Origin of the sequence: Bradyrhizobium sp. CIR18 (assembly GCF_014198295.1) — a bacterium.
GTDB lineage: Bacteria > Pseudomonadota > Alphaproteobacteria > Rhizobiales > Xanthobacteraceae > Bradyrhizobium.
In genome coordinates this window covers 18,412-40,966 of record NZ_JACIHF010000028.1, presented here as the reverse complement: position 1 = coordinate 40,966, position 22,555 = coordinate 18,412, and the positions used below count along the sequence as shown (strand labels likewise).

Annotated in this window: 21 protein-coding genes, 1 tRNA gene and 2 pseudogenes; 14 read left to right on the top strand and 10 right to left on the bottom strand. The window is 64.4% G+C overall.

Translation table 11 applies throughout. The features are described 5' to 3' along the window. Positions 1–794 precede the first annotated feature (794 nt). From GGD65_RS39075 to GGD65_RS41070, 3 genes and pseudogenes are all read right to left on the bottom strand, one after another. Positions 795–1,106 carry a DUF736 domain-containing protein gene (locus GGD65_RS39075; RefSeq protein ID WP_183238656.1) on the bottom strand — a complete coding sequence of 104 codons (312 nt, stop codon included), beginning with the start codon at positions 1,104–1,106 and terminating at the stop codon, positions 795–797. Between the two features lie 697 nt (positions 1,107–1,803). Next, a pseudogene (locus GGD65_RS39070) lies at positions 1,804–3,812 on the bottom strand (ParB N-terminal domain-containing protein). 1,746 nt (positions 3,813–5,558) lie between these two features. Beyond that, positions 5,559–5,867 carry a hypothetical protein gene (locus GGD65_RS41070; protein WP_312017778.1) on the bottom strand — a complete coding sequence of 103 codons (309 nt, stop codon included), beginning with the start codon at positions 5,865–5,867 and terminating at the stop codon, positions 5,559–5,561. Between GGD65_RS41070 and GGD65_RS41065 the strand changes: the two are divergent. Next, positions 5,787–6,350 (top strand): annotated as a pseudogene (locus tag GGD65_RS41065) (site-specific integrase); the annotation flags it as partial. The gene GGD65_RS41070 and the pseudogene GGD65_RS41065 sit on opposite strands and share 81 nt — an antisense overlap. A 171-nt stretch (positions 6,351–6,521) precedes the next feature. Here GGD65_RS41065 and GGD65_RS39060 read toward each other — a convergent pair. Then, a tRNA-Pro gene (locus GGD65_RS39060) sits at positions 6,522–6,598 on the bottom strand. A 50-nt stretch (positions 6,599–6,648) separates the two neighbouring features. Between GGD65_RS39060 and GGD65_RS39055 the strand changes: the two genes are divergently transcribed. The 6 genes from GGD65_RS39055 to GGD65_RS39030 all read left to right on the top strand — a co-directional run bounded on the left by GGD65_RS39055 (position 6,649) and on the right by GGD65_RS39030 (position 12,655). Continuing rightward, positions 6,649–7,656, top strand: a complete 1,008-nt coding sequence (locus tag GGD65_RS39055; protein ID WP_183238655.1) for an L-threonylcarbamoyladenylate synthase — start codon at positions 6,649–6,651, stop codon at positions 7,654–7,656. Between the two features lie 22 nt (positions 7,657–7,678). Then, positions 7,679–9,106: an FAD-binding oxidoreductase gene (locus GGD65_RS39050; RefSeq protein WP_183238654.1), complete on the top strand. Its 1,428-nt coding sequence runs from the start codon at positions 7,679–7,681 to the stop codon at positions 9,104–9,106. Then, complete coding sequence (locus GGD65_RS39045; RefSeq protein WP_183238653.1) at positions 9,103–9,558, top strand: GNAT family acetyltransferase; 456 nt, start codon at positions 9,103–9,105, stop codon at positions 9,556–9,558. The genes GGD65_RS39050 and GGD65_RS39045 overlap by 4 nt, the downstream gene beginning before the upstream one ends. 71 nt (positions 9,559–9,629) lie before the next feature. After that, positions 9,630–10,211, top strand: coding sequence for an NUDIX domain-containing protein (locus GGD65_RS39040; RefSeq protein WP_018323389.1), 582 nt, complete (start codon positions 9,630–9,632; stop codon positions 10,209–10,211). A 283-nt stretch (positions 10,212–10,494) separates the two neighbouring features. After that, the gene (locus tag GGD65_RS39035; protein WP_183238652.1) at positions 10,495–11,424 is read left to right on the top strand and encodes a glycine reductase; all 930 of its coding nucleotides are present in this window, start codon (positions 10,495–10,497) and stop codon (positions 11,422–11,424) included. Between the two features lie 37 nt (positions 11,425–11,461). After that, positions 11,462–12,655 carry a CaiB/BaiF CoA-transferase family protein gene (locus GGD65_RS39030; protein WP_183238651.1) on the top strand — a complete coding sequence of 398 codons (1,194 nt, stop codon included), beginning with the start codon at positions 11,462–11,464 and terminating at the stop codon, positions 12,653–12,655. 272 nt (positions 12,656–12,927) lie between these two features. Here GGD65_RS39030 and GGD65_RS39025 read toward each other — a convergent pair whose 3' ends face one another. Beyond that, a complete protein-coding gene (locus GGD65_RS39025) occupies positions 12,928–13,692 on the bottom strand; it encodes an SOS response-associated peptidase (protein WP_183238650.1) in 765 nt (254 codons plus the stop codon). A 63-nt stretch (positions 13,693–13,755) separates the two neighbouring features. On the opposite strand from GGD65_RS39025, the gene GGD65_RS39020 reads away from it, so the two are divergent. The 4 genes from GGD65_RS39020 to GGD65_RS39005 all read left to right on the top strand — a co-directional run bounded on the left by GGD65_RS39020 (position 13,756) and on the right by GGD65_RS39005 (position 15,882). Continuing rightward, positions 13,756–14,256 carry a hypothetical protein gene (locus tag GGD65_RS39020; protein ID WP_018323385.1) on the top strand — a complete coding sequence of 167 codons (501 nt, stop codon included), beginning with the start codon at positions 13,756–13,758 and terminating at the stop codon, positions 14,254–14,256. 48 nt (positions 14,257–14,304) lie between these two features. Continuing rightward, a complete protein-coding gene (locus tag GGD65_RS39015; RefSeq protein ID WP_183238649.1) occupies positions 14,305–14,739 on the top strand; it encodes an NUDIX hydrolase in 435 nt (144 codons plus the stop codon). A gap of 209 nt (positions 14,740–14,948) precedes the next feature. After that, positions 14,949–15,326, top strand: coding sequence for a TIGR02301 family protein (locus tag GGD65_RS39010; protein WP_018323383.1), 378 nt, complete (start codon positions 14,949–14,951; stop codon positions 15,324–15,326). Positions 15,327–15,615: 289 nt separating this feature from the next. Then, positions 15,616–15,882, top strand: coding sequence for a hypothetical protein (locus GGD65_RS39005; protein WP_018323382.1), 267 nt, complete (start codon positions 15,616–15,618; stop codon positions 15,880–15,882). A gap of 191 nt (positions 15,883–16,073) precedes the next feature. On the opposite strand, the gene GGD65_RS39000 is transcribed toward GGD65_RS39005, so the two are convergent. The 5 genes from GGD65_RS39000 to GGD65_RS38980 form a co-directional block, all read right to left on the bottom strand. Next, on the bottom strand, positions 16,074–16,394 hold the full coding sequence (locus tag GGD65_RS39000; RefSeq protein WP_018323381.1) for a cupredoxin family copper-binding protein: 321 nt from the start codon (positions 16,392–16,394) through the stop codon (positions 16,074–16,076). 10 nt (positions 16,395–16,404) lie between these two features. After that, entirely contained in the window at positions 16,405–16,938 is a 534-nt protein-coding gene (locus tag GGD65_RS38995; protein ID WP_183238648.1) for a DUF4142 domain-containing protein, read from the bottom strand. A gap of 88 nt (positions 16,939–17,026) precedes the next feature. Then, positions 17,027–17,719 carry an RNA polymerase sigma factor gene (locus tag GGD65_RS38990; protein WP_179735245.1) on the bottom strand — a complete coding sequence of 231 codons (693 nt, stop codon included), beginning with the start codon at positions 17,717–17,719 and terminating at the stop codon, positions 17,027–17,029. 240 nt (positions 17,720–17,959) lie between these two features. Then, complete coding sequence (locus GGD65_RS38985; RefSeq protein ID WP_183238647.1) at positions 17,960–18,826, bottom strand: sulfurtransferase; 867 nt, start codon at positions 18,824–18,826, stop codon at positions 17,960–17,962. Between the two features lie 178 nt (positions 18,827–19,004). After that, positions 19,005–20,339, bottom strand: a complete 1,335-nt coding sequence (locus GGD65_RS38980; protein ID WP_183238646.1) for a dihydroorotase — start codon at positions 20,337–20,339, stop codon at positions 19,005–19,007. 101 nt (positions 20,340–20,440) lie between these two features. Between GGD65_RS38980 and GGD65_RS38975 the strand changes: the two genes are divergently transcribed. The 3 genes from GGD65_RS38975 to GGD65_RS38965 are packed head-to-tail and all read left to right on the top strand — an operon-like array spanning position 20,441 to position 22,550. Next, on the top strand, positions 20,441–21,316 hold the full coding sequence (locus GGD65_RS38975) for a folate-binding protein YgfZ (RefSeq protein WP_183238645.1): 876 nt from the start codon (positions 20,441–20,443) through the stop codon (positions 21,314–21,316). Beyond that, positions 21,313–21,939 (top strand): DNA-3-methyladenine glycosylase I, encoded by a 627-nt coding sequence (locus GGD65_RS38970; RefSeq protein ID WP_183238644.1) that lies wholly within the window; start codon positions 21,313–21,315, stop codon positions 21,937–21,939. Before GGD65_RS38975 ends, GGD65_RS38970 begins: the two co-directional genes overlap by 4 nt. After that, positions 21,936–22,550, top strand: a complete 615-nt coding sequence (locus GGD65_RS38965; protein WP_018323374.1) for a YfbR-like 5'-deoxynucleotidase — start codon at positions 21,936–21,938, stop codon at positions 22,548–22,550. The genes GGD65_RS38970 and GGD65_RS38965 overlap by 4 nt, the downstream gene beginning before the upstream one ends. Positions 22,551–22,555: the final 5 nt, after the last annotated feature.

Genomic DNA, 22,555 nt, shown 5'->3' with positions numbered 1-22,555 from the left:
AACCGCGCAAACAGGCCGAACACATGGCCGCTCCGACCAACGCCGCAAAGTGAAGATTCTCCTTGCCAACCAGGAGCCGTCCACACATGGCCCATTTGAGCCCTCCACTGCACGCTAAGTGCGTCCGCTGGGCGCGGCCGACCGGAAGTTAAAGCCGCAGGATCACGCGCTTGCCCAAAGCGGCCCCAGCGCTGACCGATTTCGCATTCGTAGCGGACCCAGTACAGCTCTGCGTGGGCGCGCCGTACCATCCCAGCGATCGGTCCTGCCCCGTGCTTATCCACAAAGCGGCGCCGGCGATGGGCATCAGCATTTCCTTCTGGCCAGCTGACGCCTTCTTTGGCTTCTTGGCGAGCTTTGCCTCCTTCGCAGTCCCGACCTCGAACATTAAAAGCCTGTCCGCCGCCTCCGAACCTGCAGCGCCCGCTGAAAGCGACTTTGAGTTTGCGGCTGCCTGTCGGGGCTCTCGCGATCCAGAGGTGATCATCTCGCCCTGAAAGCGGCTCAGTTTCACATCTGAGAGGTGGGCCAGTTGGCGGCTATGAAGTCGAATACAACGCTACCCGTAGACCGCGCAGATGGTGGTTGAGCTCGCGAACCGCCCGACGAAAACGCGCCCGAGAGCTCAATTCATTCCGAACTCGGCGCCTCGAACCGGCTTTAAGTTGCGCCACGAATCCGTGGCCACGCGCCTTCCTTTGAGGGAAGAAAATGCCCTTCTGTCTTCCTTAAAAGCGGGCAGGAAACGCAAAAAAGCCCCGCCTCCAAGAGGCGGGGCTGATGATCCGGACGGATCAGTCGCCGCGGCGGCGCGACCAGATCAGGCTGAAACCCTCCTCGCCTTCGACCTTGATCAGCGAGGCGTAGATCGGAGCGGGCAAGCTCGGATCGTCGAGCTTGACCGAGAGATATTCGCGGTCGCTGTCGCGAACGGTCTTCTTCCAGGCGGCGCCGAATTCGGTGCTTCCGGCGAAAAGCCGGTAGTCGGGAGCGTTGTCTTTGTCCTTTTCGGAGGCTGTAAACTTGGCCTTGATGTTCAGCGTCAGCGTCTTGATCGAACCGGTGTAGCCGTTATCGGAAGCGGTGAAAGTGCCGATGGTCGCCATGATCATCTCCGTCTGTCAGTTGTTCGGGCCGCGCCCATCGCAGCCTCGATGGCGATCCTTGGCCTGGGGAGCGATCGGCCCGCAGCCGTCAGGCCCGCAGCGCAGCGGAGGACGGCGAAAGCCTGCTTTTTTGCCTCGCGCGAGGAATGCCGCCGCTTGGCGGCAGGGGAAAAAAGCAGGCGTGAGCTGTTGCGGGAAGGCGATCGAGGCTCTTGCCGTCCCTCGGGCTTGATCAGCCAATCGCGGGTGCGTTGGACGCGAGCCCATGACCAAACTGACGGCGATGACCATGGCTGCCAACGGCCGCCACAGCATTGGACAACGGCAGGATCGATCTGAAAGAAAGCCGACGTGTGCTCATCAAAAGGAATAGCGATAGACCGGACAAGCCGAGCGAAACAGACCGCACTGTCGCATCGGGAAGCGGCGGCACCGGCCGGAATTATTCGCTCGATAGCGCTATGAATAGCGAGGCGTAGGCAGGATAGGTGCCCCAATCTGATCGCCTCGTCGCTAGGAAGGGAAGTGAGGCACAGCCTCACAGAGCGCTGCCAAAGGCACAGATCGGGTGGATCGTGGCCCGCATTTGGCGACGGGCTAGAGTGAGAAATCGCCGCCTAACTTCACTGATCCCCAATCGCACACCCTGCGCGATCGGGGGCTAATGCGCCGGGACCGTCCGGCCTCGGCTTACGTCTCACTCTGCAGCTTCCGAGCAGAAATCATGACCTTGTGCCCCGCTTGGCGGACCAACCTGGTGCTCCGTTTTGGCCGTACGCAACAACGCCGGCAACCACTCGGTAGCCGCCGACAGTTGCTCGGCCGCAGCCGCCATCTCGACCTTCTTCATGCCCGAGATACCTTCGGCGGCCTTCCCACTGACGCCTTCGCGGACGGCATATAGAATGCCCGCCTTGGTGACCCGTCCGAGATAGTTCTGCACCGTCCGTCGCCAGTACCCAGTCATGTCGAGAGCGACGGCCCCGGCCAAATGGTTGGCCGTTGCCAACGCGCGCGACCGGAGGTCAAATGGCAATTTGACCGCATTGACCGTCAGGGCCGTGCAATGGGCGAACAGAGCCATGCGGCTGTCGTGATCGAGTTCGGCCACGAACTCCCATAGTCCGCCTACGTCCCCCGGCATCTGTCTCGCCCAATTTGCATGGCGATCCGACCACGCTTTGTCGGCCGGAGTGTCCTCGATCCCGACCGCATGCGTAGCCAAATCCGTCTTCACAATATGAATGCCAACCACTGGGCATTGGCCCCGACATAGAAGATTTGAGCGGCAAGCGCATGAGTGACCGCCACAATGGCAACGTTCGGCTGCTCACTCAGATTGAGGCGCAGCCCCAAGGTGCGATGTGCGGTGAGGTCACGAATGAGCGTGTCGGACAGCGAATGTTCCTCCTCTTCCTCCTCGTTTCTCTGTTCTCTCCTTCACCGTCCCGTGGGGCTTGATCGTCCCCTTCGTCCTCCTCTCCCAAGGCCTGAACGTCGCCTTCCTGCCCGGTTTCGGGGTGGGATTTGTCGTCCTCGGGGCGGATGAAACCGCGCTCGATCCTGATGGTGCCGTCATGATTGAGGATCACGAACGCGCCGCCGCGCGCGACATCACCGGGATCGTAGGCGTGTCGTTTCGCTTCCAACCGCTCGATCTGGGTCTCCAGTTCACCGAACCGCGCATCCACCTCATCAGGTAGTTCCTCGGCCGTCTGATGCTGCTCGGTCAACTGGTCGACCTCGGTTTGGGCAGCTTGCAGGGCGGCCTGATCTTCTGCCGAAAGCTCGACCGGATGCGGGTAGGCGCGGCGCATCCCGTGGGCGTGCGGGAAGTCGAGATGGGGTTCGGTCCACTTCCATCCCTCGGCCGCCCGCAACCCGTCCGCCTCGCGGCCAAGCCGTGCCGTCACCAGTAAATCGAGCAACGCAACATCCTCCAGATAGCCGCCGCGATCGTCGGTAAAGAGGTCGCGCAGGATCGTACCACCCGCCTCTATAAAGGCCTCCAGGCCGACAAATCGCGCACGGCGATCGGCTGCGGCGATGTGGGTTTCCGTGAGGAGGCGACGGATGGTGCTGGCGTCGCGGTCATGGGTCAGGCGCCCATAAACGCTTTCCTGCCGCGCCTGATCGTAAGTAATGGCAAAGGCCATCAACTGTTCGAGGGTCAAATCGCCATCGCGATAGAGCTGGACCAGTCTTGGCGAAACCGCGCCCATCGCAGACGTTGCCGCACAACTTGCGGCGTCACTCCGAACCGGGCCGCGATCTCCTCCGCGCCAAAGCCACGCTCATCCGCAAGCCGCCTGAACGCCTCGAACTGGTCTGCGGGATGCATGTTTTCCCGGGTGACATTCTCGTCCAGGCTGATTTCGTGAGGATCGTTCGCGGTGTCGACGATGCAGCGGATCGGCTCGGTCTTCCTGATCTCCTTCCGCGTAACCCGCAGCAACTGGGCAAGCCGCCTGCCCTCGCCGATGGTCACCAGATAGAACCCCGTGGCCACGCCCTCTCCGTCCAGCTCGAGCTCAACGACCAGATTTTGCAAGATTCCCTTGGCGGCGATACTCGCGGCATAGCCCTCGATCGCCGCCTCGCTATGCGGTGTCTTACGCGCATTGTTCGGCGATTTCTTCAGTTGTTGAGCGGAATGAGAAGCTCCGTCCCGCTCGCGGGAAGGATTTCATCTGACTTGGCCGACATGATCATTTTTCCTTTTGCTTCCATGGGTGCACAGCGCACTCCGCGCCTGCACCCTGCCCGTCGGCGAGACCGGGGTAGCAAGTGCCAGGGCGACCCGAGCGGAGGGGGATCACCGCCCGTAAGGGCCGCTCGTTAGAAGCGGGTCTGCACAAGCGTGTTTGCCATGCGTCAAAGTGGGCAGGATGAGCGAAGCGCGGAAGACCGGGGAGACCGCTCGGGACGGCGACGGCGGCAGCTGGCGCTTTACCCTGGCGCGCGCGAGGGGCGGAGCCCCTGAGATCTCGAAAGTGAGAATGTTGAGCAAGTGAGCGCAGGTGAGAACAAGGCAAGAGTGAGAACATCAAAAGAGGCACCCGGGACCGAGTGCAGTCGCAAGACCGGTTAACAAGGCACCCGCGCGACGGGCAGTGATAGCGGTGCCGCGAAGCGGCAGCCCTTCGTGTGAGTGCCTCCGGCGAGCGACACATTATAGGTATCAACTTGCGCGAGGGTATCGAAGCCGAAGGCCGAGACGCAACGCGGCTCGGTTCACGAGAGCCCGCTGCGGCGACAGCCGCACAAGCCAGAGATGCAGGAAAATGGGCCGCGCAGGTAATTGGTCGGCGGCTGACTCCGGCGAACTCTCCCGTTCATCCCAGAAAGATCGCGTCCGGGGGCAACGACAGGACGGATACAGTGCTGAGGTCCAGGCGGCTCGCCGAGACAATCCATAGCCTGTTAAATCTTACAGTATCGGCCAGACGTCCGACCCCATAGAATCAAGGAGCTATGTCGAGCGACCGGCGAAAACTGTTGGGCTGGCCGCTTCAGCAGCTGGGTCGCTATCAGTAGCAAACCAATCGTTCCGCTTCGCACAAATACGTGGGCTGTGGCGTAAGCGAGCCTAAGCAACCACGCTCAGTTGGACCGAAAAGCAAATGGAGCATATCGCAAAAGTGATCGATACCCCTACCTAGGATGACGTTGGCGCGGCCGCCCTAGGCATTCTCTGCGCCGGCCCATATCGGCCTAAACAGCCGCTCGTCGCAATTGAGCTATCGGCCGCGCGTTGATTGTATGTGCCAATGGGCACTGACGATCTCGAGGCGAACAGCAGCACTGGAAGGATTCTCAAAGGCCGCTGCAATGAGCAGAACGTTACCCTTGCCAAGCGCTGCCAAACACTTCTAATCCCCACATCGGCTCGACACCTTGCGGCAAGCGCATTCTTCCGACAAATAGAACCGCGCCAATGCCGCCCACATAACATAGGATCCCCGTTAGCACGCTCGCAGATTGCGACGTTGCTAACATGATCGATGTATCGAAGCGCCCAGAGGGCGTTGGTCTCCACGATCCACTCCGTCTTGCTGTAGCAGCGGCCTTGGCATTTCCCGACGGTTCGATGACGGCTTCCGGATTGCGCAGGGAAGGCGCCCGTGGACGACTCGTTATCGAGCGCATTCCGGGTAAGGACTACACAACGCTCTTTTATATAGAGAGAATGAGGAAATTATGCCGCGTCCAAGCAAGGGAGCTCGGCTCTTCAAACGTAAGCCCAGATACAGAGACGGCAAGCTCGTCGCCCAAGCCGTCTGGATCATCAAGGACGGCGGCCGCCATATCGCCACAGGATGCCTTGCGAACGCGTCTGGAACAAAGCCGACTCGAGAAGCAGAGCAAGCGCTGTCGGACTACATCGCGCGCAAGTACCAACCGGAGCGACGCAGACGAGACATAGAGGACATCGACTGCGCCGATGTACTCTCAATCTACCTGACGGACATTGGCGAGCCAGGCGAGCAACACGAGATTGAGCCGAGGATCGAACGTCTCAACGAGTATTGGGGTGGCAAGATGCTCGCGCAGGTTAACGCCCAGACCTGTGCCGGGTATACCAAGCATCGTGGCGGTCCAGGCGGTGCTCGCCGCGACCTTGAGACACTTCGCGCCGCGATTAACCACCACACAAAGGAAGGCTTTCACCGCGGCGTCGTGCGGGTGTCGCTCCCGCCGAAAGGTGAAGCGCGCGACCGATGGCTGACTCGCAAAGAGGCCGCAGCGTTGCTTTGGCATTGTTGGAGCTATCGTGAGAAGCAAACGATACACTCGGGAGCATCGAAGGGGGGCCCGGTCGCCACGAACCGAAGGCCTCTGCGTCATATTGCTCGGTTTATCCTGATCGGCCTGTACACCGGCACTCGGGCGGGCGCGATAGCGTCGGCATCGCCATATGCGATAACCGGGCGCTCTTACGTGGATCTGGAGCGCGGCATTTTTTATCGCAAGGCCATTGGCAAGCGCTCTACCAAGAAGCGTCAGACGCCAGCCCCAATACCGCCCCGGCTGCTCGCCCACCTTCGACGCTGGTGGAACCGTAAGCTGATCGACGAATGCTTCGTTGAGTTCAATGGCAAGCCGGTCGCCTCGGTAAAAAAGGGCTTCAAGACCGCTGTGGGCCTTGCCGGCCTTCCGGGGAAAGTGACACCCCACACCCTACGCCATACGGCTGCGACATGGCTCATGCAGCGTGGCGTGCCGATCTGGGAGGCCGCTGGGTTCCTGGGCATGTCCCCCGAGGTCCTTCAGGACACCTACGGCCACCACCACCCAGACTTTCTGCAGGGGGCGGCCACGGCCATTGGCCAAAAAGGCCGGCATGTTTCGGTGGTTGAAACGGTGGTTGACTCGGGAAGGACCAGCGATCAGAAGGAAAAACCTAATGATTTCTGGTCGGAGTGGCAGGATTCGAACCTGCGACCCCTGCGTCCCGAACGCAGTGCTCTACCGGGCTGAGCCACACTCCGACAAGAAGGCGGCTTATAGCGTCGGGTTTGGCGCACCGCAAGCGGCCGGCATGAGGAATTTTGTCCCTGTGAAAACGGGTCTTGAAACGCTGATTTTACCGGCCGGCGCGGCCGGCGCCGAGGCTGCGGCCCGCACGCTGTCCGCCGGCGGGCTGGTCGCGTTTCCGACCGAGACCGTCTACGGGCTCGGGGCGGATGCGGCCAATGCCGCCGCGATCGCCCATCTCTACGCCGCCAAGGGGCGGCCGGCCTTCAATCCGCTGATCGCCCATGTCGCGGACATTGCGGCCGCGCGGCGGATCGGCCGGTTCGACGCGCGCGCCCTGAAGCTCGCGGAAGCGTTCTGGCCGGGACCTCTGACGCTGGTGGTACCGAAGACGGAGGGCTGCCCGGTGGCCGATCTCGCCACTGCGGGCCTCGACACGGTTGCGATTCGCATTCCCGCGCACCCGGTGGCGGAAGCGATCCTCCGCGCCTTCGGCGGCGCCGTGGTGGCCCCGTCCGCCAACATCTCCGGCCATGTCTCGCCGACGCTGGCGGCCCATGTCGAGAGCGACCTTGCAGGGCGGATCGACCTGATCGTCGATGGCGGGCCCGTTATGGTCGGCGTGGAATCGACCATCGTCGGCTGCTTCGATGCGCCGATGCTGCTACGGCCCGGCGGGCTGTCGCGCGAGCGGATCGAGGCGGTGCTGGGCGCGCCCCTGGCGCGGCCGCCGGTGGAGGCCGAGAGCGACGACAGCCAGCCGCTGGCGCCGGGCATGCTGGCCTCGCATTACGCGCCGCGCGCCCATGTGCGGCTTCGCGCGCAGGACGTTGCGCCCGGAGAAGCGCTGCTGGCGTTCGGCCCAGAGCGCCTGCCCGGCGTCGATGCGGCCGTCGCCGTCATGAATCTGTCGCCCACCGGTGATCTCGATGAAGCCGCCGCCAATCTGTTCGGCTATCTTCGCAGCCTCGACGCGAAGAGCCCGCGGGGGATTGCGGTGATGGCGATTCCCGAGGAAGGCCTGGGCGAAGCGATCAACGACCGGCTGCGCCGGGCTGCGGTGGTGCGATAAGAGTGGAAGTAGAGACGAGACAATGAATATCAACAAGCCTGCGATCCCTCCACTTGCGCCCGAGCTGATCGAACAATTCCGCAAGATCGTCGGCGAGCGCCATGCGATCACCGACGCGAACGACATCGAGCCTTACGTCACCGAGGAGCGCAATCTGTTTCACGGCCGCTCGCCGCTGGTGTTGCGTCCGGGCTCGACGGCGGAGGTTTCCGAAATCTGCAAGCTCGCCTCCGCGCATAAAATCGGGCTGGTGCCGCAGGGCGGCAATACCGGGCTGGTCGGTGGCCAGACGCCGCACAATGGCGAGGTCGTGGTGTCGCTGCGACGCCTGGACAAGATCCGCGAGGTCGACACCGCCTCCAACACCATGACCTGCGAGGCCGGCGTGGTGCTGCAGATCGCGCAGGCGAAGGCGTCTGAGGTGGACCGGCTGTTTCCGCTCTCGCTCGGCGCGGAAGGAAGCTGTACCATCGGCGGCAATCTCTCGACCAATGCCGGCGGCACCGCCGCGCTCGCCTATGGCGTGGCGCGCGAGATGGCGCTGGGGCTCGAGGTCGTGCTCGCCGACGGGCGCGTGCTCAACGTGCTGTCGAAGCTGAAAAAGGACAACACCGGCTACAATCTGCACAATCTCTTCATCGGCGCCGAAGGCACGCTTGGCATCATCACGGCGGCGACCCTCAAGCTGTTTCCGAAGCCGCGGGCGGTCGAGACCGCCTATGTCGGGCTGAAATCGCCGGCGGCGGCGCTGAAGCTGCTGACCATCGCGCAGAGCGAGGCCGCAAATGCGCTGACGAGTTTTGAACTATTGTCGGAGATGGCGGTCGATTTCTCGGTGCGACACGGCATCGACGTGCGCGATCCGCTCGCAGAGAAGCATCCCTGGTACGTGCTGATGGAATTGTCGTCCCCCGGCGACGACGCCCGCACGCCGCTGGAGACGATCCTCGCCCGCGCCATGGAAGAGGAGATCGTCGACGACGCCGTGATCGCGGCCAACCTTACCCAACGCAACGGCTTCTGGAAGCTGCGCGAGGAGATGTCGTCGGCACAGAAGCCGGAGGGCGGCTCGATCAAGCACGACATCTCGGTGCCGATCGCCGCCGTGCCCGATTTCATCGAGGAAGCGAATGCTGCCGTGGTGAAGCTGATCCCGGGCGCGCGTCCGGTGCCGTTCGGCCATCTCGGCGACGGCAATCTGCATTACAATGTCAGCCAGCCGATCGGCGCTGACACCGCGGATTTTCTGGCGCGCTGGCACGACATGAACGCCGTCGTGTTCGAGATCGTGCTGCGCATGGGCGGATCGATCTCGGCCGAGCACGGCATCGGCGTGCTCAAGCGCGACGAGCTGCCCGACGTCAAGGACCAGACCGCGATCGAGCTGATGCGTGCGATCAAGGCGATGCTCGATCCGCTCGGCATCATGAATCCGGGGAAGGTGCTGTGAGCGCGTCCCCTGCCCCGCTCGCGATCGCTGCGATCGTGGATGCCGACGTCGAGCCGGTCGTGGCGCTGTGGCAGCGCTGCGGCCTGACGCGGCCCTGGAACGATCCGCATGCCGACATCGCGCTGGCGCGGCGGCGCGATAACTCGACCGTGCTGATCGGGCGCGACGCTGGCGCGATCGTGGCGACCGTCATGGTCGGCCATGACGGCCATCGCGGCTGGGTCTATTACGTCGCGGTCGACCCCGACGGCCGCAAGCGCGGCCATGGCCGCGTCATCATGGCCGCGGCCGAGGACTGGCTGCGCGCGGCGGGAATTTCGAAGCTGCAGCTCCTCGTCCGCCGCGAGAACGCGCAGGCCAATGCGTTCTACGGCTCGCTGGGCTTCGAGCTATCGACATCCGTGATGTTCCAGAAGTGGCTCGACGGCCGCGCGACCACGCCAAGCAACTGAGATGCAACCCGCGAACGCTGCTGCGCCCCCTCGCCCCGCTTGCGAGGCGAGGTGAAAAACAGAGAGGCTTCATGACCATTTCCGACCGCGTCCGCATCAAGGACGTCCGCGTGCTCTCGGACGGCTGGACCACGCTGAAGAACACCACGTTCGAGTATCGGCGCGCCAGCGGCGAGTGGCAGACGCAGCACCGCGAGACCTATGAGCGCGACAACGCCGCCGCCGTGCTGCCGTATAATCGCGCCGGGCGTACCGTGATCCTGGTGCGTCAGTTCCGACTGCCGGCCTTCATCCGCGGCTACGACGATCTCCTGATCGAGGCCGCCGCTGGCGTGCTCGACAACGCCGAGCCCGAGCTGCGCATCCGCGCCGAGGCCGAGGAAGAGACCGGCTATCGCCTGCACCACGTCCACAAGGTGTTCGAGGCCTTCATGAGCCCCGGCGCCATCACTGAAAAACTGCATTTCTTCGTCGCCGAGTACGAGCCTGAGATGCGCGTCAGCGACGGCGGCGGCCTCGAGCACGAGGGCGAGGACATCGAGGTGCTGGAGCTCTCGATCGACGAGGCGCTGGCGATGATCGCCGACGGCCGCATCATCGACGCCAAGGCGATCATGCTGCTGCAATATGTGGCATTGCACGTGTTCAGGTGACTTATCCTCCCTGGAGGGGCAGGGTCGATCGCGCGAAGCGCGAGCGGGGTGGGGTGATCTCTCCACCCGGGCACTGTTGGATGTGGTGAGACCGTCACCCCACCCCGTCTCACATTTCGCCGCGCTCAATGTGAGCCGACCTCCCCCTCCAGGGGAGGGTAAGTGGCACCGCGCGTGCCGCACCATCGTCATCTGCAATTCAGGCCTGCATCTCCCCTCCCCCCGTTGAGCAACCCCAAAACTATCTCTAATCTGTCGCCAACCAAGAACCAGGAGACGCGCCATGTCCGCGCCGCGCGACGACGAATTCGGCTTTGCGCCCGATTACGACTCCCCCGTCCCCTACATGCAGCGCACCCGCGATTATTACGCGGCGATTGGCTACACCACCGCGTATCGCTGGGCGCATTACACCGAGGCGCCGTTCCAGCCGCTGAAGAAGCCGCTGGCCAAGTCGCGCGTGACCATCATCACAACCGCTGCGCCGTATGATCCCGCCAAGGGCGACCAGGGACCGGGCGCGGCGTACAACGGCAGCGCAAAGTTCTACCAGGTCTATGACGGCGACACATCGAAAGAGCACGATCTGCGCATCTCGCATATCGGCTACGATCGCAAGCACACCTCGGCGACCGACAACGGCACCTGGTTTCCGCTGCCGCAGCTGTTGAAGGCGTCCGCCGCCGGCCGCATCGGCGAGGTCGCCCCGCGGTTCTTCGGCGCGCCGACCAACCGCAGCCATCGCGTCACGCTCGACACCGACGCGCCGGACATCCTGGCGCGCTGCCTTGCGGACAAGGTTGACGTCGCGGTGCTGGTGCCGAACTGCCCGGTCTGCCACCAGACCACGGCGCTGGTGGCGCGGCATCTCGAGGCCAACGGCATTCCGACCGTGGTGATGGGCTGCGCCAAGGACATCATCGAGCACGCCGCCGTGCCGCGCTTCCTGTTCTCCGACTTCCCGCTCGGCAATTCCGCCGGCAAGCCATACGACGTCGCCTCGCAGGCGCAGACGCTGGAACTGGCGCTCAAGCTGCTGGAGAGCGCGAGCGGCCCGCAGACGACGATGCAGTCGCCGTTGCGCTGGAGCGAGGACGCCTCCTGGAAGCTCGACTACAACAACGTCGCGCAGCTGTCGCCGGAAGAGCTGGCCCGCCGCCGCGCCGAATTCGACAAGCAGAAGGAGATCGCGCGCGGCAACCGCGCCGCCTGACGTCCTCCAATAACGAAAACAAGATGGGGAGAGCGACGTGACGCGACCGTTCGAGGGCGTGAAGATCCTGGATTTCACGCAAGTGCTGGCCGGCCCCTATGCCAGCTACCAGCTCGCGCTGCTGGGGGCTGACGTCATCAAGGTCGAGCGGCGCGAGGGCGAGGACATGCGCCGCACCCCGCTCAGCCGCGAATGGGCCGACCGCGGCCTCGCGCCGGCGTTCCAGGCCGTCAACGGCAACAAGCGCAGCCTGACGCTCGATCTGCAGAAGCCGGAGGCGATCGCGATCGTGAAGAAGCTCGCGGCATCGGTCGACGTCGTCATGGAGAATTTCCGTCCGGGCGTGATGGACAAGCTCGGCATCGGCTATGAGGCGCTGTCGGCGATCAATCCAAAACTGATCTATTGCGCGGTCTCAGGCTTCGGCCAGACCGGCCCGGATCGCCTGCGGCCCGGCTACGACGGCAAGATGCAGGCGCTATCAGGCATCATGGCGATCACCGGCCATCCCGAGACGGGACCGACGCGCGCGGGCTTTGCGGTCTGCGACGTGCTGTCGGGCGCCACGGCCGCGTTCGGCGTGTCGAGCGCGCTGTATCAGCGCGACCGCACCGGCAAGGGCCAATTCATTGATGTCTCCATGCTGGAGGCGACGATGGCGTTTCTGTCGGGACAGATCGCGGACTGGTCGGTTGCCGGCCATCGCCAGACACTCTCGGGCAACCAGGCCGTGAGCCGCAGGACGACGGCGAATTTGTTCAAGTGCGGCGACGGCCACATCCTGCTCGCCGTCAACAACGAGAAGCAGTACCGCGCGCTGATGAGCGCGCTCGGCCGCGAGGACACGCTGAGCGACCCGCGCTTTGCCGACTGGTTTTCGCGCAACGAGAACGAGCCGGCGCTGCGGGCCATCATCGAAGCGGCGCTCGCGGCCAGGCCGGCGCGCGAATGGGAGACGATCCTTGAGGACGCCGGCGCGCCCTGCGCGAGCATCTGGAAGGTCGAGGAGGTGATCGACCATCCGCAGATCAAGGCGCGCGGCGCGATCCAGCAGCTGGACACGCAATACGGCCGCCTGCGCTTTGCCGGCAGCGGCTTCAAGCTCGCCCATGGCGGCGGCAGGCTGGACCGGATGGCTCCGGAGCTCGGCGCGGATACCGATGCCGTGCTGGACGAGCTGGGGTTTGATGCGGCGGAGATCGCAGGGCTGAGGGCAAGGGAGATTGTTTAAAGCTTCACTGCCGTAGCTGCCGTAGGGTGGGCAAAGCGAAGCGTGCCCACCATTGCGCATTGAGGAGAGAGATCGTGGGCACGGCGCGTTGCGCCTTTGCCCACCCTACGGCACTGATAACCATACACTCCATCTTCGTCCCGGCGAAGGCCGGGACCACCGAATTCAATTTGGCGAAGATTGCCCACCACCAGCCCGCACCACACTGCTCCCTGGGGGTATGGGTCCCGGCCTTCGCCGGGACGACAGCGGAGTGAATAGCGCCAGCCTACCTAAAACAACGACCCCTGCCCGTCATCCGCCGGCCCGGCCGCCGCCTTCCGCGCCGCCTTCTTCGGCTTCGCCGCTTCTGCTTCCGCCGCCATCTCCTCCGCGCTGATCGGCAAGAGCAGTTGATCGTCGTCATTGGCGACGCGGTTGACGCGGGTGGAGACCGGGTGCCAGGCAAACTCGCCGATGCGCGGCGCGGTCATCAGCGGCAGGATGGCATCGACCTCGTCGCCCCTGATGTCGAGCCAGCGCTCGAAATCGCGCTCGCTGATGGTGACGGGTACGCGGTCATGCAGCGCGGCGAGATCCTCGCCCGCCGCGGCCGTGACGATCGCGACCGTGTCGAGCTCCTCGCCGTTCGGCCCGGCCCAGGTCTCGAACAATGCGGCAAAGCCGAGCGGCGCACCGTCGGCGCGGTGGATGAAGAAGGGCTGCTTGCGGCCGTCCTCCACCTTCCATTCGTAATAGCCATCGGCCGGGATCAGGCCGCGGCGCCGGCGAATTGCGCGTTTGAAGGCGGGCTTCTCCAGCACCGTCTCGGAGCGGGCATTGATCAGGAGCGTAAAGCCCTTGGGGTCCTTGACCCAGCCCGGCAGCAATCCCCAGCGCATCAGGCGGAAATGGCGCGCGCCATTCTCCATCAACACGACCGGAATCGGTTGTGTCGGGGCGACATTGTACCGGGGCGGGAAGTTGGGCTGCTCGACATAACCGAACAGTTGCCGCAAAGCCGCGGGGGCCGAAGTTATGACGAAGCGTCCACACATCCCAGGGTGTCTATATAGGGTCCGTTCAGGTCCTTTTAACCCCGAACGTTAACACTGCGGCAGATGAGCTCAACGGCCTCCCAACCCGCGCGGACGCATGCACAGACGGGCCCCGAGGCCGCTGACTGGGCCGAGCGGCTGCGCGTGGCCAATATCAACCCGCGGACCGGGCTTGCCACCGACTATCTCAACCATTTCAATGAAGCCGTGATGCTGCTGGAAATGGTTCCGGACATGCCGGAATGCGCGGAAGATTTCTTGACCTGGTCGCCGCTGTCCTATGCCGAGCATTTCACGGCGTCGAACTTCAAGGCGCGGGATCTGGCTATCGAGGCCTATGAGAAAGCCAACCCCAACGTGCGCGCCCAGTTCGACCACATCACCGATACCATGACCTCGATTCTGACCGCGGTCGGCTCGGCCATGCGCGAGGTCGAGAAGGACACGACCCGCGTCCGCCTCGCCGAGCAGGCCACGCTCTGGGTCAAGCCGCTGATCGCCGCCTGCGGCGGCATCATCAATGGCGGGGCGGAAGCCGACGTCGACACCATCATGGCGAACTGAGCCAGGTCCTTTAGAATTAGGCCTTCAAGAACCAGGTCCTTCAAGAAAATGGCTTCGGTCGTCCAGCCCACCCATCCCCAGCTCGCCGTCAGCGCCGCGATTTTCCGCGACGGCAAGGTGCTGCTGACCCGCCGCGCCCGCTCGCCCGCCAAGGGCTTCTATTCGCTCCCGGGCGGCCGGGTCGAATTCGGCGAATCGCTGCATCAGGCCCTGAGCCGCGAGGTCGACGAGGAGACCGGGCTCGACATCGCGATCGTCGGCCTCGCCGGCTGGCGCGAGGTGCTGCCCGCCGCGCCCGGTGCCGGCCATTATCTGATCATGTCGTTTGCCGCCCGCTGGGTGGCGCGGGAGCCGATCCTGAACGACGAGCTCGACGACTACCGCTGGATCGCCCCCGACGCTCTGGCGGGTCTCGGCGACCTCAAGCTGACCGGGGGGCTGGAAGAGGTCATCCAGTCCGCCGCGCGGCTGGTAATAACCTGAAGCCCGCTCCGGGCTCCGCTGCACCTCTCCCGCTTGCGGGGGAGGTCGACGCGCTCGCAAGAGCGCGGCGGGTGGGGGCTTTCTCCTCTTGGGGGGTTCTCGCCCGCGGAGACACCCCCTCCCCAGCCCTCCCCCGCAAGCGGGAGAGGGAGCGTACCGCCCTCGCGTCGCCTTGCGTCAACAGCCTCGAAGAGGCATACACCCCGCCGATGTCCACGCGATTTCTGGCCATTTTTGCCCTGATTCTCGCCTGCGCCTCCGGACCCGCGAGGGCCCAGGACGGGGCGGCGCCGTTTGACGGCGATTTGCAGCGGCTGGCCGAGATTCTCGGCGGGCTGCATTATCTGCGCGGCATCTGCGGGTCCAACGAGGGCAACAAATGGCGCAACGAGATGCAGGCGCTGATCGATGCCGAAACCCCCTCCGGGGAGCGCCGCACCCGCATGATCGCCGGCTTCAACCGCGGCTATAACGGCTTTCAGCAGACCTATCGGAGCTGCACGCCGGCGGCGACGGTGGCGATCCGCCGCTATATCGAGGAAGGCTCGAAGATCTCGCGCGATCTGACGGCGCGCTACGCGAACTGAGCTCTCACCAACCGCACTCTCAGCCGTAACTCCTCATCCTGAGGAGCGCGGAACGCGCGTCTCGAAGGATGGAAGGCCCAGCTGCGGCAGCGGGGCCTTCCATGGTTCGAGACGGCGCTGACGCGCCTTATCACCATGAGGATTGGGGCAGTCGGTGGAACCCTGTCATCGACTTTGTTCACAGCCGTTAACCGTTCTTAAAGATGTAGCCTAGCGGTCGTTAATGTGCGTGCTACACCTCTCGCACAGCGCATCGCCGTGGATCGCGCCCCAGCCCTGATCGAGTTTCATGAGCCAGCCGATTTCCTACGCCCCCGACCGCGCGCCGCTGCCCGATCACGAGCAGAAGCAGGCCGCACTGAGCTATCTCAACGAGGCCTGGGCCGAAGCGCGCCATGAGGGCGTCGACGGCGATTGCCTGGCGCAGGCGAGCTTGTTTGCGGCCTTCGCCGAGCTCGTCGGCACCTATGGCGAGGACGCGGTCGCCAAGTTCGTCGAGGGTTTTCCGGGTCGCATCCGCAACGGCGAGTTCTCGGTCACGCTCGCAAGGCAGTAAGCTTTCCGCGAAAATGACCCCGCCACGCGGGCGGGGCCAGTCAACGGATGAATGACTTTGCGAACGGATTGGCGAAAGCCTTCGCGAAGTCTGCCGCGTTTATCGCACGGAAGCCGCTTGCCGCGGACAAGCATTAGTCTCGCGGCGGCCGGGAGATGTTCCCGCGGCGATCAGGAACCTGCTCCCTCCCCTCACGGCTCGACCTTGAGCGTCGCTTTCATGTTGGGATGATAGCGGCAGTAATAGTCGATCACTCCCGCCTTCTTCAGAACCGATGTCGCCGACTTGTTCGGCGGCAGCGTCACGTCAAAGTCGCCGTTCTTCGCCGTGGCGGTGTGGGCGAAGACGTCCTTGTTGATCCAGGTAATGGTATCGCCGATCTTCGCCGATACCTCGGCCGGAGCAATCACGAGATTGTCCATCGTGATCTCGATCGTCGCGGCGTGTGCCGGGGCGACCGTCGCCGCAAGGACAAGTGCTATGGCGCTCGAAGCCAGTCGCTCCGGCATCATTGCCACTCCCCTATTTCAGCTCTGCCGCGACGTGCTCGGCGTGCTGCTGGTGTCCCTGGAATATCTTCAGGCCCGTCTGTAGCAGGCTCTTCAGCTCGGCATTGTTCGCGGACGGGATCAGCTGGGTCTCCAGCGCGCCGTTGACCGCCTTGTGGTAGGCGACCTCGTTGGCGACGTAGGCCTTGTCGAAGGCGGCGCCGTCCAGCTTGTCGAGCTCGGCCAGCTTGTCGCTCGCCTGCTTCGACAGCGCCTTGCTGGTGTCGTTATCCTCCGGCGTGACGCTCAGCTTCTTGACCAGCGCGAGCGCCTGCTTGTTGACGGCCTCGTGGTCGCGCAGCATATCCTCGGCAAACGCCTTGACGTCCTTGCTCTTCGCCTTCTTCTGCGCCTGCTTGGCGGCGTTGATGTCGAGCACGCCGGCGGTGTAGGCGATGTGGGCGATCTGCGGATCGGTGGGCTTGTCGGCTGCGCCGGCGCTTTGCAGCAGCGCGGGACTCGACAACAGAATTGCCGCGGCGATCGCCGCGCTCCGTCGGGTGAACATGGCTCGATGCTCCTGTGGTGCCGGACGTTGGCCGGCGCGTTGCTTCACAGGGATTGGATGGGTGTCTTACGCGAACGTTCCCGAAAAATCATGAGCCGATGCCAAGGCGCCTGAGCACCGCCTCCGTCAGGCACTCGCAGCGCTGTCCGGCGAACGGAAACGCGTCCATCACGACGGGGCCGATCTTCTTCTCCACGTTCTCGCGCAGCAGGGTGCGCGCACGGTGCAACCGCGTCTTGACGGTCTCGGGCCTGATGCCGAGCAGCTCGGCCGTCTCCTCCATGCTCATGGCCTCCATCACCCTCGCGATGAAGACCATGCGGAAGGCATCGGGCAATTCATCGACCGCGTGTTCGACGACGCGCTGGATCTCGCGTTGGGCCATGGATTTTTCCGGATCGGTTGCGGCGGACGAAAGGGGAAACTGGATGATCTGTGCTTCCAGCGTTGCCTCCGGCACCGATCCCAGCTCGACCTGCGGCTTCCGACTGCGCAAGCGCCCGAGCGCCTCGTTGATCGCAATGCGCGACAACCAGGTCGACAGCGCGGCTTCACCCAGAAAGCCATCGAGATGCGTGAAGGCGCGGACATAGGTTTCCTGCACCACGTCCTCGGCCTCGCTGTCGCTGCGCAATATCCCGCGCGCGAGGCGATAGAGCCTGCGATTGTTGGCCTGCATGATCTCGCGGAGCGCAGCCTCGTCACGGCGCCGCGCGCGCTCGATCAGCTCGACTTCCGACGTCCTGAGGCCGGCGGACAGGCCGGCTGCGGTCCCTGGCATGGCGGGCACCTTATCTCCATTGGTTCCGGACATTGGATGCAAACCAAGGAAAAAGGTTCCTGACTTTCTTACCCTCCCCTGGAGGGGGAGGGTCGATCGCGCGCAGCGCGAGCGGGTGGGGTGACAGTCTCTCCTCAGAGCCGGTGCCCGAGTGGAGAGATCACCCCACCCCGCTTCACCTCTCGCTTCGCTCGACGTGAAGCGACCCTCCCCCTCCAGGGGAGGGTAAGAGCCGCCCACCTAATCCGTCTCGATCGGGAGCGAAGGGTCCCGTGCCCATTCGCCCATCGAGCCGTCGTAGAGCGTCAGCTTGTCGTAGCCGAGCTGCGTCAGCAGCAAGAGGTTGATTGTCGCCGAGATGCCGCCGCCGCAATAACAGATCACGGTCTTGTCGCGCGTGACGCCCTGGGCGACGAACTTTGCTTCCGCATCCGCAAGACTCGTCAGCGTCTTGTCGGCATTGACGAGCGATGGGGCGGGAACGTTGATACTGCTCGGCACGCGGCCCGGCCGGCCGTAGCGGCTCGGCTCCAGGCCTTGGTGAAATTGCGGCAAGAGAGCGTTGACGATTACCGTCGAGGGATCACCGATCCGTGCCTTCACGACATTCTTGTCGACGAAGAAGCCCGCGCGCGGCGTGGCCTTGAAGGTCGTGGCCGGATAGCCTTTCGGTGCGCCCGTCTCGACCGGACGTCCCTCCTCTTTCCATTTGTCGAAGCCGCCGTCGAGCACGAGCGCATCGACGCCGAGTGAACGCAGCATCCACCAGAACCGCGTCGACCACATCATCGTGCCGATGCTGTAGAGCACGGTGGTCTTGCTCGCATCGAGGCCATGGCGGCCGAAGGCGGCCTCCAACTGGCCGACATCAGGCATCATGAAGAGGGGGCGCGCGGAGGTGTCGGCGAACTCGCCTTGCAGGTCGAGGAAACCGGCGCCCGGAATATGGCCGGCGGCGAAGGACTTGTCGCCGGGGACTGCGCGGTAGGGTACGTCACTGCCCGGCGGCACCGGCTCGTTGTAGGTCGTGCAATCGTAGAGGCGCAGGTTGGGATCGCCGAGGATGGCGGCAAGTTGTTCGGTGGCGATGAGGACACTTTGGCTCATTGGATAGTCTCCCATCATACGCATACTATCCCCGTCACCCCGAGGTGCCGGAGCGTAGCGGAGGCCTCGAAGGGCACGGCCACTAGCGGGGCCGCTCATCCTTCGAGGCTGGCCATACAATGCGAGAGCATTGCATGGCGCACACCACAGGATGACGGATCACAACGAGCGCGGCAAGCTACTGCTTCAGCGTCTCCAGAAACCGCACCGGCTCGCCCTGCGCGGCCGTCACCAGCTCGCCCTGCCACATCACGCGGCGGCCGCGGACGAAGGTGCCGACGGGCCAACCGGTGACGCGCAACCCGTCATAGGGGGTCCAGCCTGCTTTCGACGCCACCCATTTGTTGGTGATGGTCTCGCTGCGCTTGAGATCGACGACCGTGAAATCGGCGTCGTAGCCGGCGGCGATGCGGCCCTTGCAGGCCATGTTGTAGAGGCGCGCGGGGCCGGCGCTGGTGAGATCGACGAAGCGCGCCAGAGAAAGCCGGCCCGCATTGACGTGATCGAGCATCAGGGGGACCAGCGTCTGGACGCCGGTCATGCCGGAGGGCGAGGCGGGATAGGTCTTCTGCTTCTCCTCCAGCGTATGCGGGGCGTGATCGGAGCCGAGCACGTCGATGATGCCCTGCTCGATGCCGCGCCAGATGCCGGCGCGGTGATCGGCGCCGCGCACCGGCGGGTTCATCTGCGCGAGCGTGCCGAGCCGCTCGTAGCATTCCGGCGCAGCCAGCGTGAGGTGGTGCGGCGTCGCCTCGCAGGAGGCGACGTCCTTGTGGTCGCGCAAGAACTCGATCTCTTCCTTGGTCGAGATATGCAGCACGTGGATGCGCTTTCCGGTCTCGTGCGCGAGCTTGACCAGGCGCTGCGTTGCCATCAGCGCCGCGGTCTCATCGCGCCACACCGGATGCGAGCGCGGGTCGCCCTCGATGCGCAGCGATTTGCGGTCGTTGAGGCGGTATTCGTCCTCGGCATGGAAGGCCGCGCGGCGGCGGATCACCTGGAAGATGCGGCGCAGGCTTTCGTCGTCCTCCACCAGCAGCGCGCCGGTCGAGGAGCCGATGAACACCTTGACGCCGGCACAGCCAGGCGCACGTTCGAGCACCGGCAGGTCCTGCACGTTCTCACGCGTGCCGCCGATGAAAAAAGCGAAATCGCAATGCATGCGGTGATGGGCGCGCTTCACCTTGTCGGTGAAGGTGGCTTCAGTCACGGTGAGCGGCGAGGTGTTCGGCATCTCGAATACGGCGGTGACGCCGCCCATCACGGCACTGCGCGAACCGGTCTCGAGGTCTTCCTTCTGCTCCAGCCCGGGCTCGCGGAAATGCACCTGCGTGTCCATCACGCCGGGCAGGATGTGCAGGCCCTTGCAGTCGATGACCTCCGCGGCCGAGGCCTGCGACAATGGCCCCAGCTCGGCGATGCGGCCGCCGGTGATGCCGATATCGCGAACATCCTCGCCGTCCTGGTTGACGACGGTGCCGCCTTTGAGGATCACATCGAAACGCTGGGTCATGGCTGAAGGCCCTTCTCATCCCCAAGCGCAGGGCTCGAGGTCTTGTCGTTTATGCCTCGCGGGCTTACGTTCCGGAGCAACATGTCGCAAGAGATTTTCGCATGAAATCAGCGTTTCTTCCCGACCGGGGCGTGGTCAAGGTCGCGGGCGAGGATGCGCGCAACTTCCTCAACGGCCTGGTCACGACCGACCTCGACAGGCTGAAGCCGGGGCTGGGGCGATTCGGCGCGCTGCTGACGCCGCAGGGCAAGATCATCGTGGATTTCCTGATCACGGAAGTCCCCGCGGGTCACGGCGGCGGGTTCCTGATCGACTGCCCCAAAGCGCTGGCCGAGAGCTTCGCCACCAAGCTGAAATTCTACAAGCTGCGCGCCAAGGTCACGGTGGAAAACCTTGATCTCGGCGTGCTCGCCGCCTGGGACGGCCAGCCTGGGGCGCAGCCGGACCTCGCCTTCGCTGATCCTCGCAACGAAGCGCTCGGCACCCGCATCCTGATCCCTGAGGATCTCAAACAGAAACTCTCCGACCTCATCGGGGCCGAGCTGGTCGACGCCGCCGAATACGAGGCGCACCGCATCGCGCTCGGCGTGCCGCGCGGCGGGCTTGATTTCATGTACAGCGATGCGTTTCCGCACGAGACCAACATGGACCGTCTTGCCGGCGTCGACTTCGACAAGGGCTGCTATGTCGGCCAGGAGGTCGTCTCGCGCATGCAGCATCGCGGCACCGCGCGTACCCGCAGCGTGAAGGTGCTGCTCGATGGTCCCTCGCCCGAGGCCGGCGCGACCATTCTTGCCGGCGACAAGCCGGTCGGCACCATCGGCTCGACATCCGGCGGCAAGGGCATTGCGCTGGTGCGCATCGACCGTGTCGCAGACGCGCTCGATGCCGGCCAGCCCCTCACCGCAGGCGGCCTCGTCTTGAAGCTTGCGGAACCGGACGTCGTTCGCATTCCAGCCAAGCAACCCATCGCATGAGCCGCGCTCCCCGCCTGCATCCCGACGGAAAGACCCGCTGCCCCTGGCCGGGCGATGACCCGTTCTATGTTGCCTATCACGACACCGAATGGGGCGTGCCGGAGTATGACGACCGCGCACTGTACGAAAAGCTGATCCTCGACGGCTTCCAGGCCGGCCTGTCCTGGATCACGATCCTGCGCAAGCGCGACAATTTCCGCAAAGCCTTCGACGATTTCCAGCCGGAGAAGATCGCGCGCTACAATGCCAAGAAGGTGCACGCGCTGATGAACGATGCCGGCATCGTGCGCAACCGCGCCAAGATCGACGGCACGATCGCGAGCGCGAGATCGTATCTCGACATCATGGAGAAGGGTCCCGGCTTCTCGAAACTGCTGTGGGACTTCATGGACGGACGGCCCAAGGTCAATCATTTCAAGACCACCGCGAGCGTGCCGGCCTCGACGCCGCTGTCGGTGCAAATCTCGAAGGATCTGTCCTCGCGCGGCTTCAAATTCGTCGGCCCGACCATCGTCTATGCCTTCATGCAGGCGACCGGCATGGTCAACGACCACCTCGTCGACTGCCACTGTCACGCCAACTGCAGCAAGACGCAGCGCAAGCCGCGCCTCAAGGTCAAATGACGGCGAAGAAGACTGCACGCGACGTGGCGTCCCGCGCCTGGCAGCGCATGCTGTCGGGACGGCGGCTCGATCTGCTCGATCCCTCCCCGCTCGATGTCGAGATCGCCGACATCGCGCATGGGCTGGCGCGCGTCGCGCGCTGGAACGGGCAGACCGTTGGCACGCACATCTTCTCGGTCGCGCAGCACACGCTGCTGGTGGAGACCGTGATGCGGCACGAGATGCCGCGGGTCGACCAGCGCATGCGGCTCGCAGCGCTGCTGCATGATGCGCCCGAATATGTCATCGGCGACATGATCTCTCCGTTCAAGGCGGTGCTCGACGGCCATTACAAGGCGGTGGAGAAACGCCTGCTCGGCGCCATCCATGTCCGCTTCGGACTGCCGCCGGTGCTGCCCGAGGAGGTCACGCTGGCGATCAAGGCCGCCGATCGCGGGGCGGCCTATCTGGAAGCGACCGAGCTTGCCGGCTTCAGCGAAAGCGAGGCGCGGCGCCTGTTCGGCAAGGATCCCGGCCTCTCCGACAGCGTCCGGCGCGACTATCTGACGCCGTGGACGGCGGCCCGGGCCGAGAAGCAGTTTCTGGAGCGGTTTGGCGCGGTGTTCGCGTAGGTGCC

Coding starts and splice junctions, on each gene's coding strand:
- GGD65_RS39075 (WP_183238656.1), bottom strand. CDS start 1,106: ATGGCGACCATCGGCACTTTCACCGCTTCCGATAACGGCTACACCGGT.
- GGD65_RS41070 (WP_312017778.1), bottom strand. CDS start 5,867: ATGCCAAAGCAACGCTGCGGCCTCTTTGCGAGTCAGCCATCGGTCGCG.
- GGD65_RS39055 (WP_183238655.1), top strand. CDS start 6,649: ATGAGGAATTTTGTCCCTGTGAAAACGGGTCTTGAAACGCTGATTTTA.
- GGD65_RS39050 (WP_183238654.1), top strand. CDS start 7,679: ATGAATATCAACAAGCCTGCGATCCCTCCACTTGCGCCCGAGCTGATC.
- GGD65_RS39040 (WP_018323389.1), top strand. CDS start 9,630: ATGACCATTTCCGACCGCGTCCGCATCAAGGACGTCCGCGTGCTCTCG.
- GGD65_RS39035 (WP_183238652.1), top strand. CDS start 10,495: ATGTCCGCGCCGCGCGACGACGAATTCGGCTTTGCGCCCGATTACGAC.
- GGD65_RS39025 (WP_183238650.1), bottom strand. CDS start 13,692: ATGTGTGGACGCTTCGTCATAACTTCGGCCCCCGCGGCTTTGCGGCAA.
- GGD65_RS39020 (WP_018323385.1), top strand. CDS start 13,756: ATGAGCTCAACGGCCTCCCAACCCGCGCGGACGCATGCACAGACGGGC.
- GGD65_RS39015 (WP_183238649.1), top strand. CDS start 14,305: ATGGCTTCGGTCGTCCAGCCCACCCATCCCCAGCTCGCCGTCAGCGCC.
- GGD65_RS39010 (WP_018323383.1), top strand. CDS start 14,949: ATGTCCACGCGATTTCTGGCCATTTTTGCCCTGATTCTCGCCTGCGCC.
- GGD65_RS39005 (WP_018323382.1), top strand. CDS start 15,616: ATGAGCCAGCCGATTTCCTACGCCCCCGACCGCGCGCCGCTGCCCGAT.
- GGD65_RS39000 (WP_018323381.1), bottom strand. CDS start 16,394: ATGATGCCGGAGCGACTGGCTTCGAGCGCCATAGCACTTGTCCTTGCG.
- GGD65_RS38995 (WP_183238648.1), bottom strand. CDS start 16,938: ATGTTCACCCGACGGAGCGCGGCGATCGCCGCGGCAATTCTGTTGTCG.
- GGD65_RS38990 (WP_179735245.1), bottom strand. CDS start 17,719: ATGCCAGGGACCGCAGCCGGCCTGTCCGCCGGCCTCAGGACGTCGGAA.
- GGD65_RS38985 (WP_183238647.1), bottom strand. CDS start 18,826: ATGAGCCAAAGTGTCCTCATCGCCACCGAACAACTTGCCGCCATCCTC.
- GGD65_RS38980 (WP_183238646.1), bottom strand. CDS start 20,339: ATGACCCAGCGTTTCGATGTGATCCTCAAAGGCGGCACCGTCGTCAAC.
- GGD65_RS38975 (WP_183238645.1), top strand. CDS start 20,441: ATGAAATCAGCGTTTCTTCCCGACCGGGGCGTGGTCAAGGTCGCGGGC.
- GGD65_RS38970 (WP_183238644.1), top strand. CDS start 21,313: ATGAGCCGCGCTCCCCGCCTGCATCCCGACGGAAAGACCCGCTGCCCC.
- GGD65_RS38965 (WP_018323374.1), top strand. CDS start 21,936: ATGACGGCGAAGAAGACTGCACGCGACGTGGCGTCCCGCGCCTGGCAG.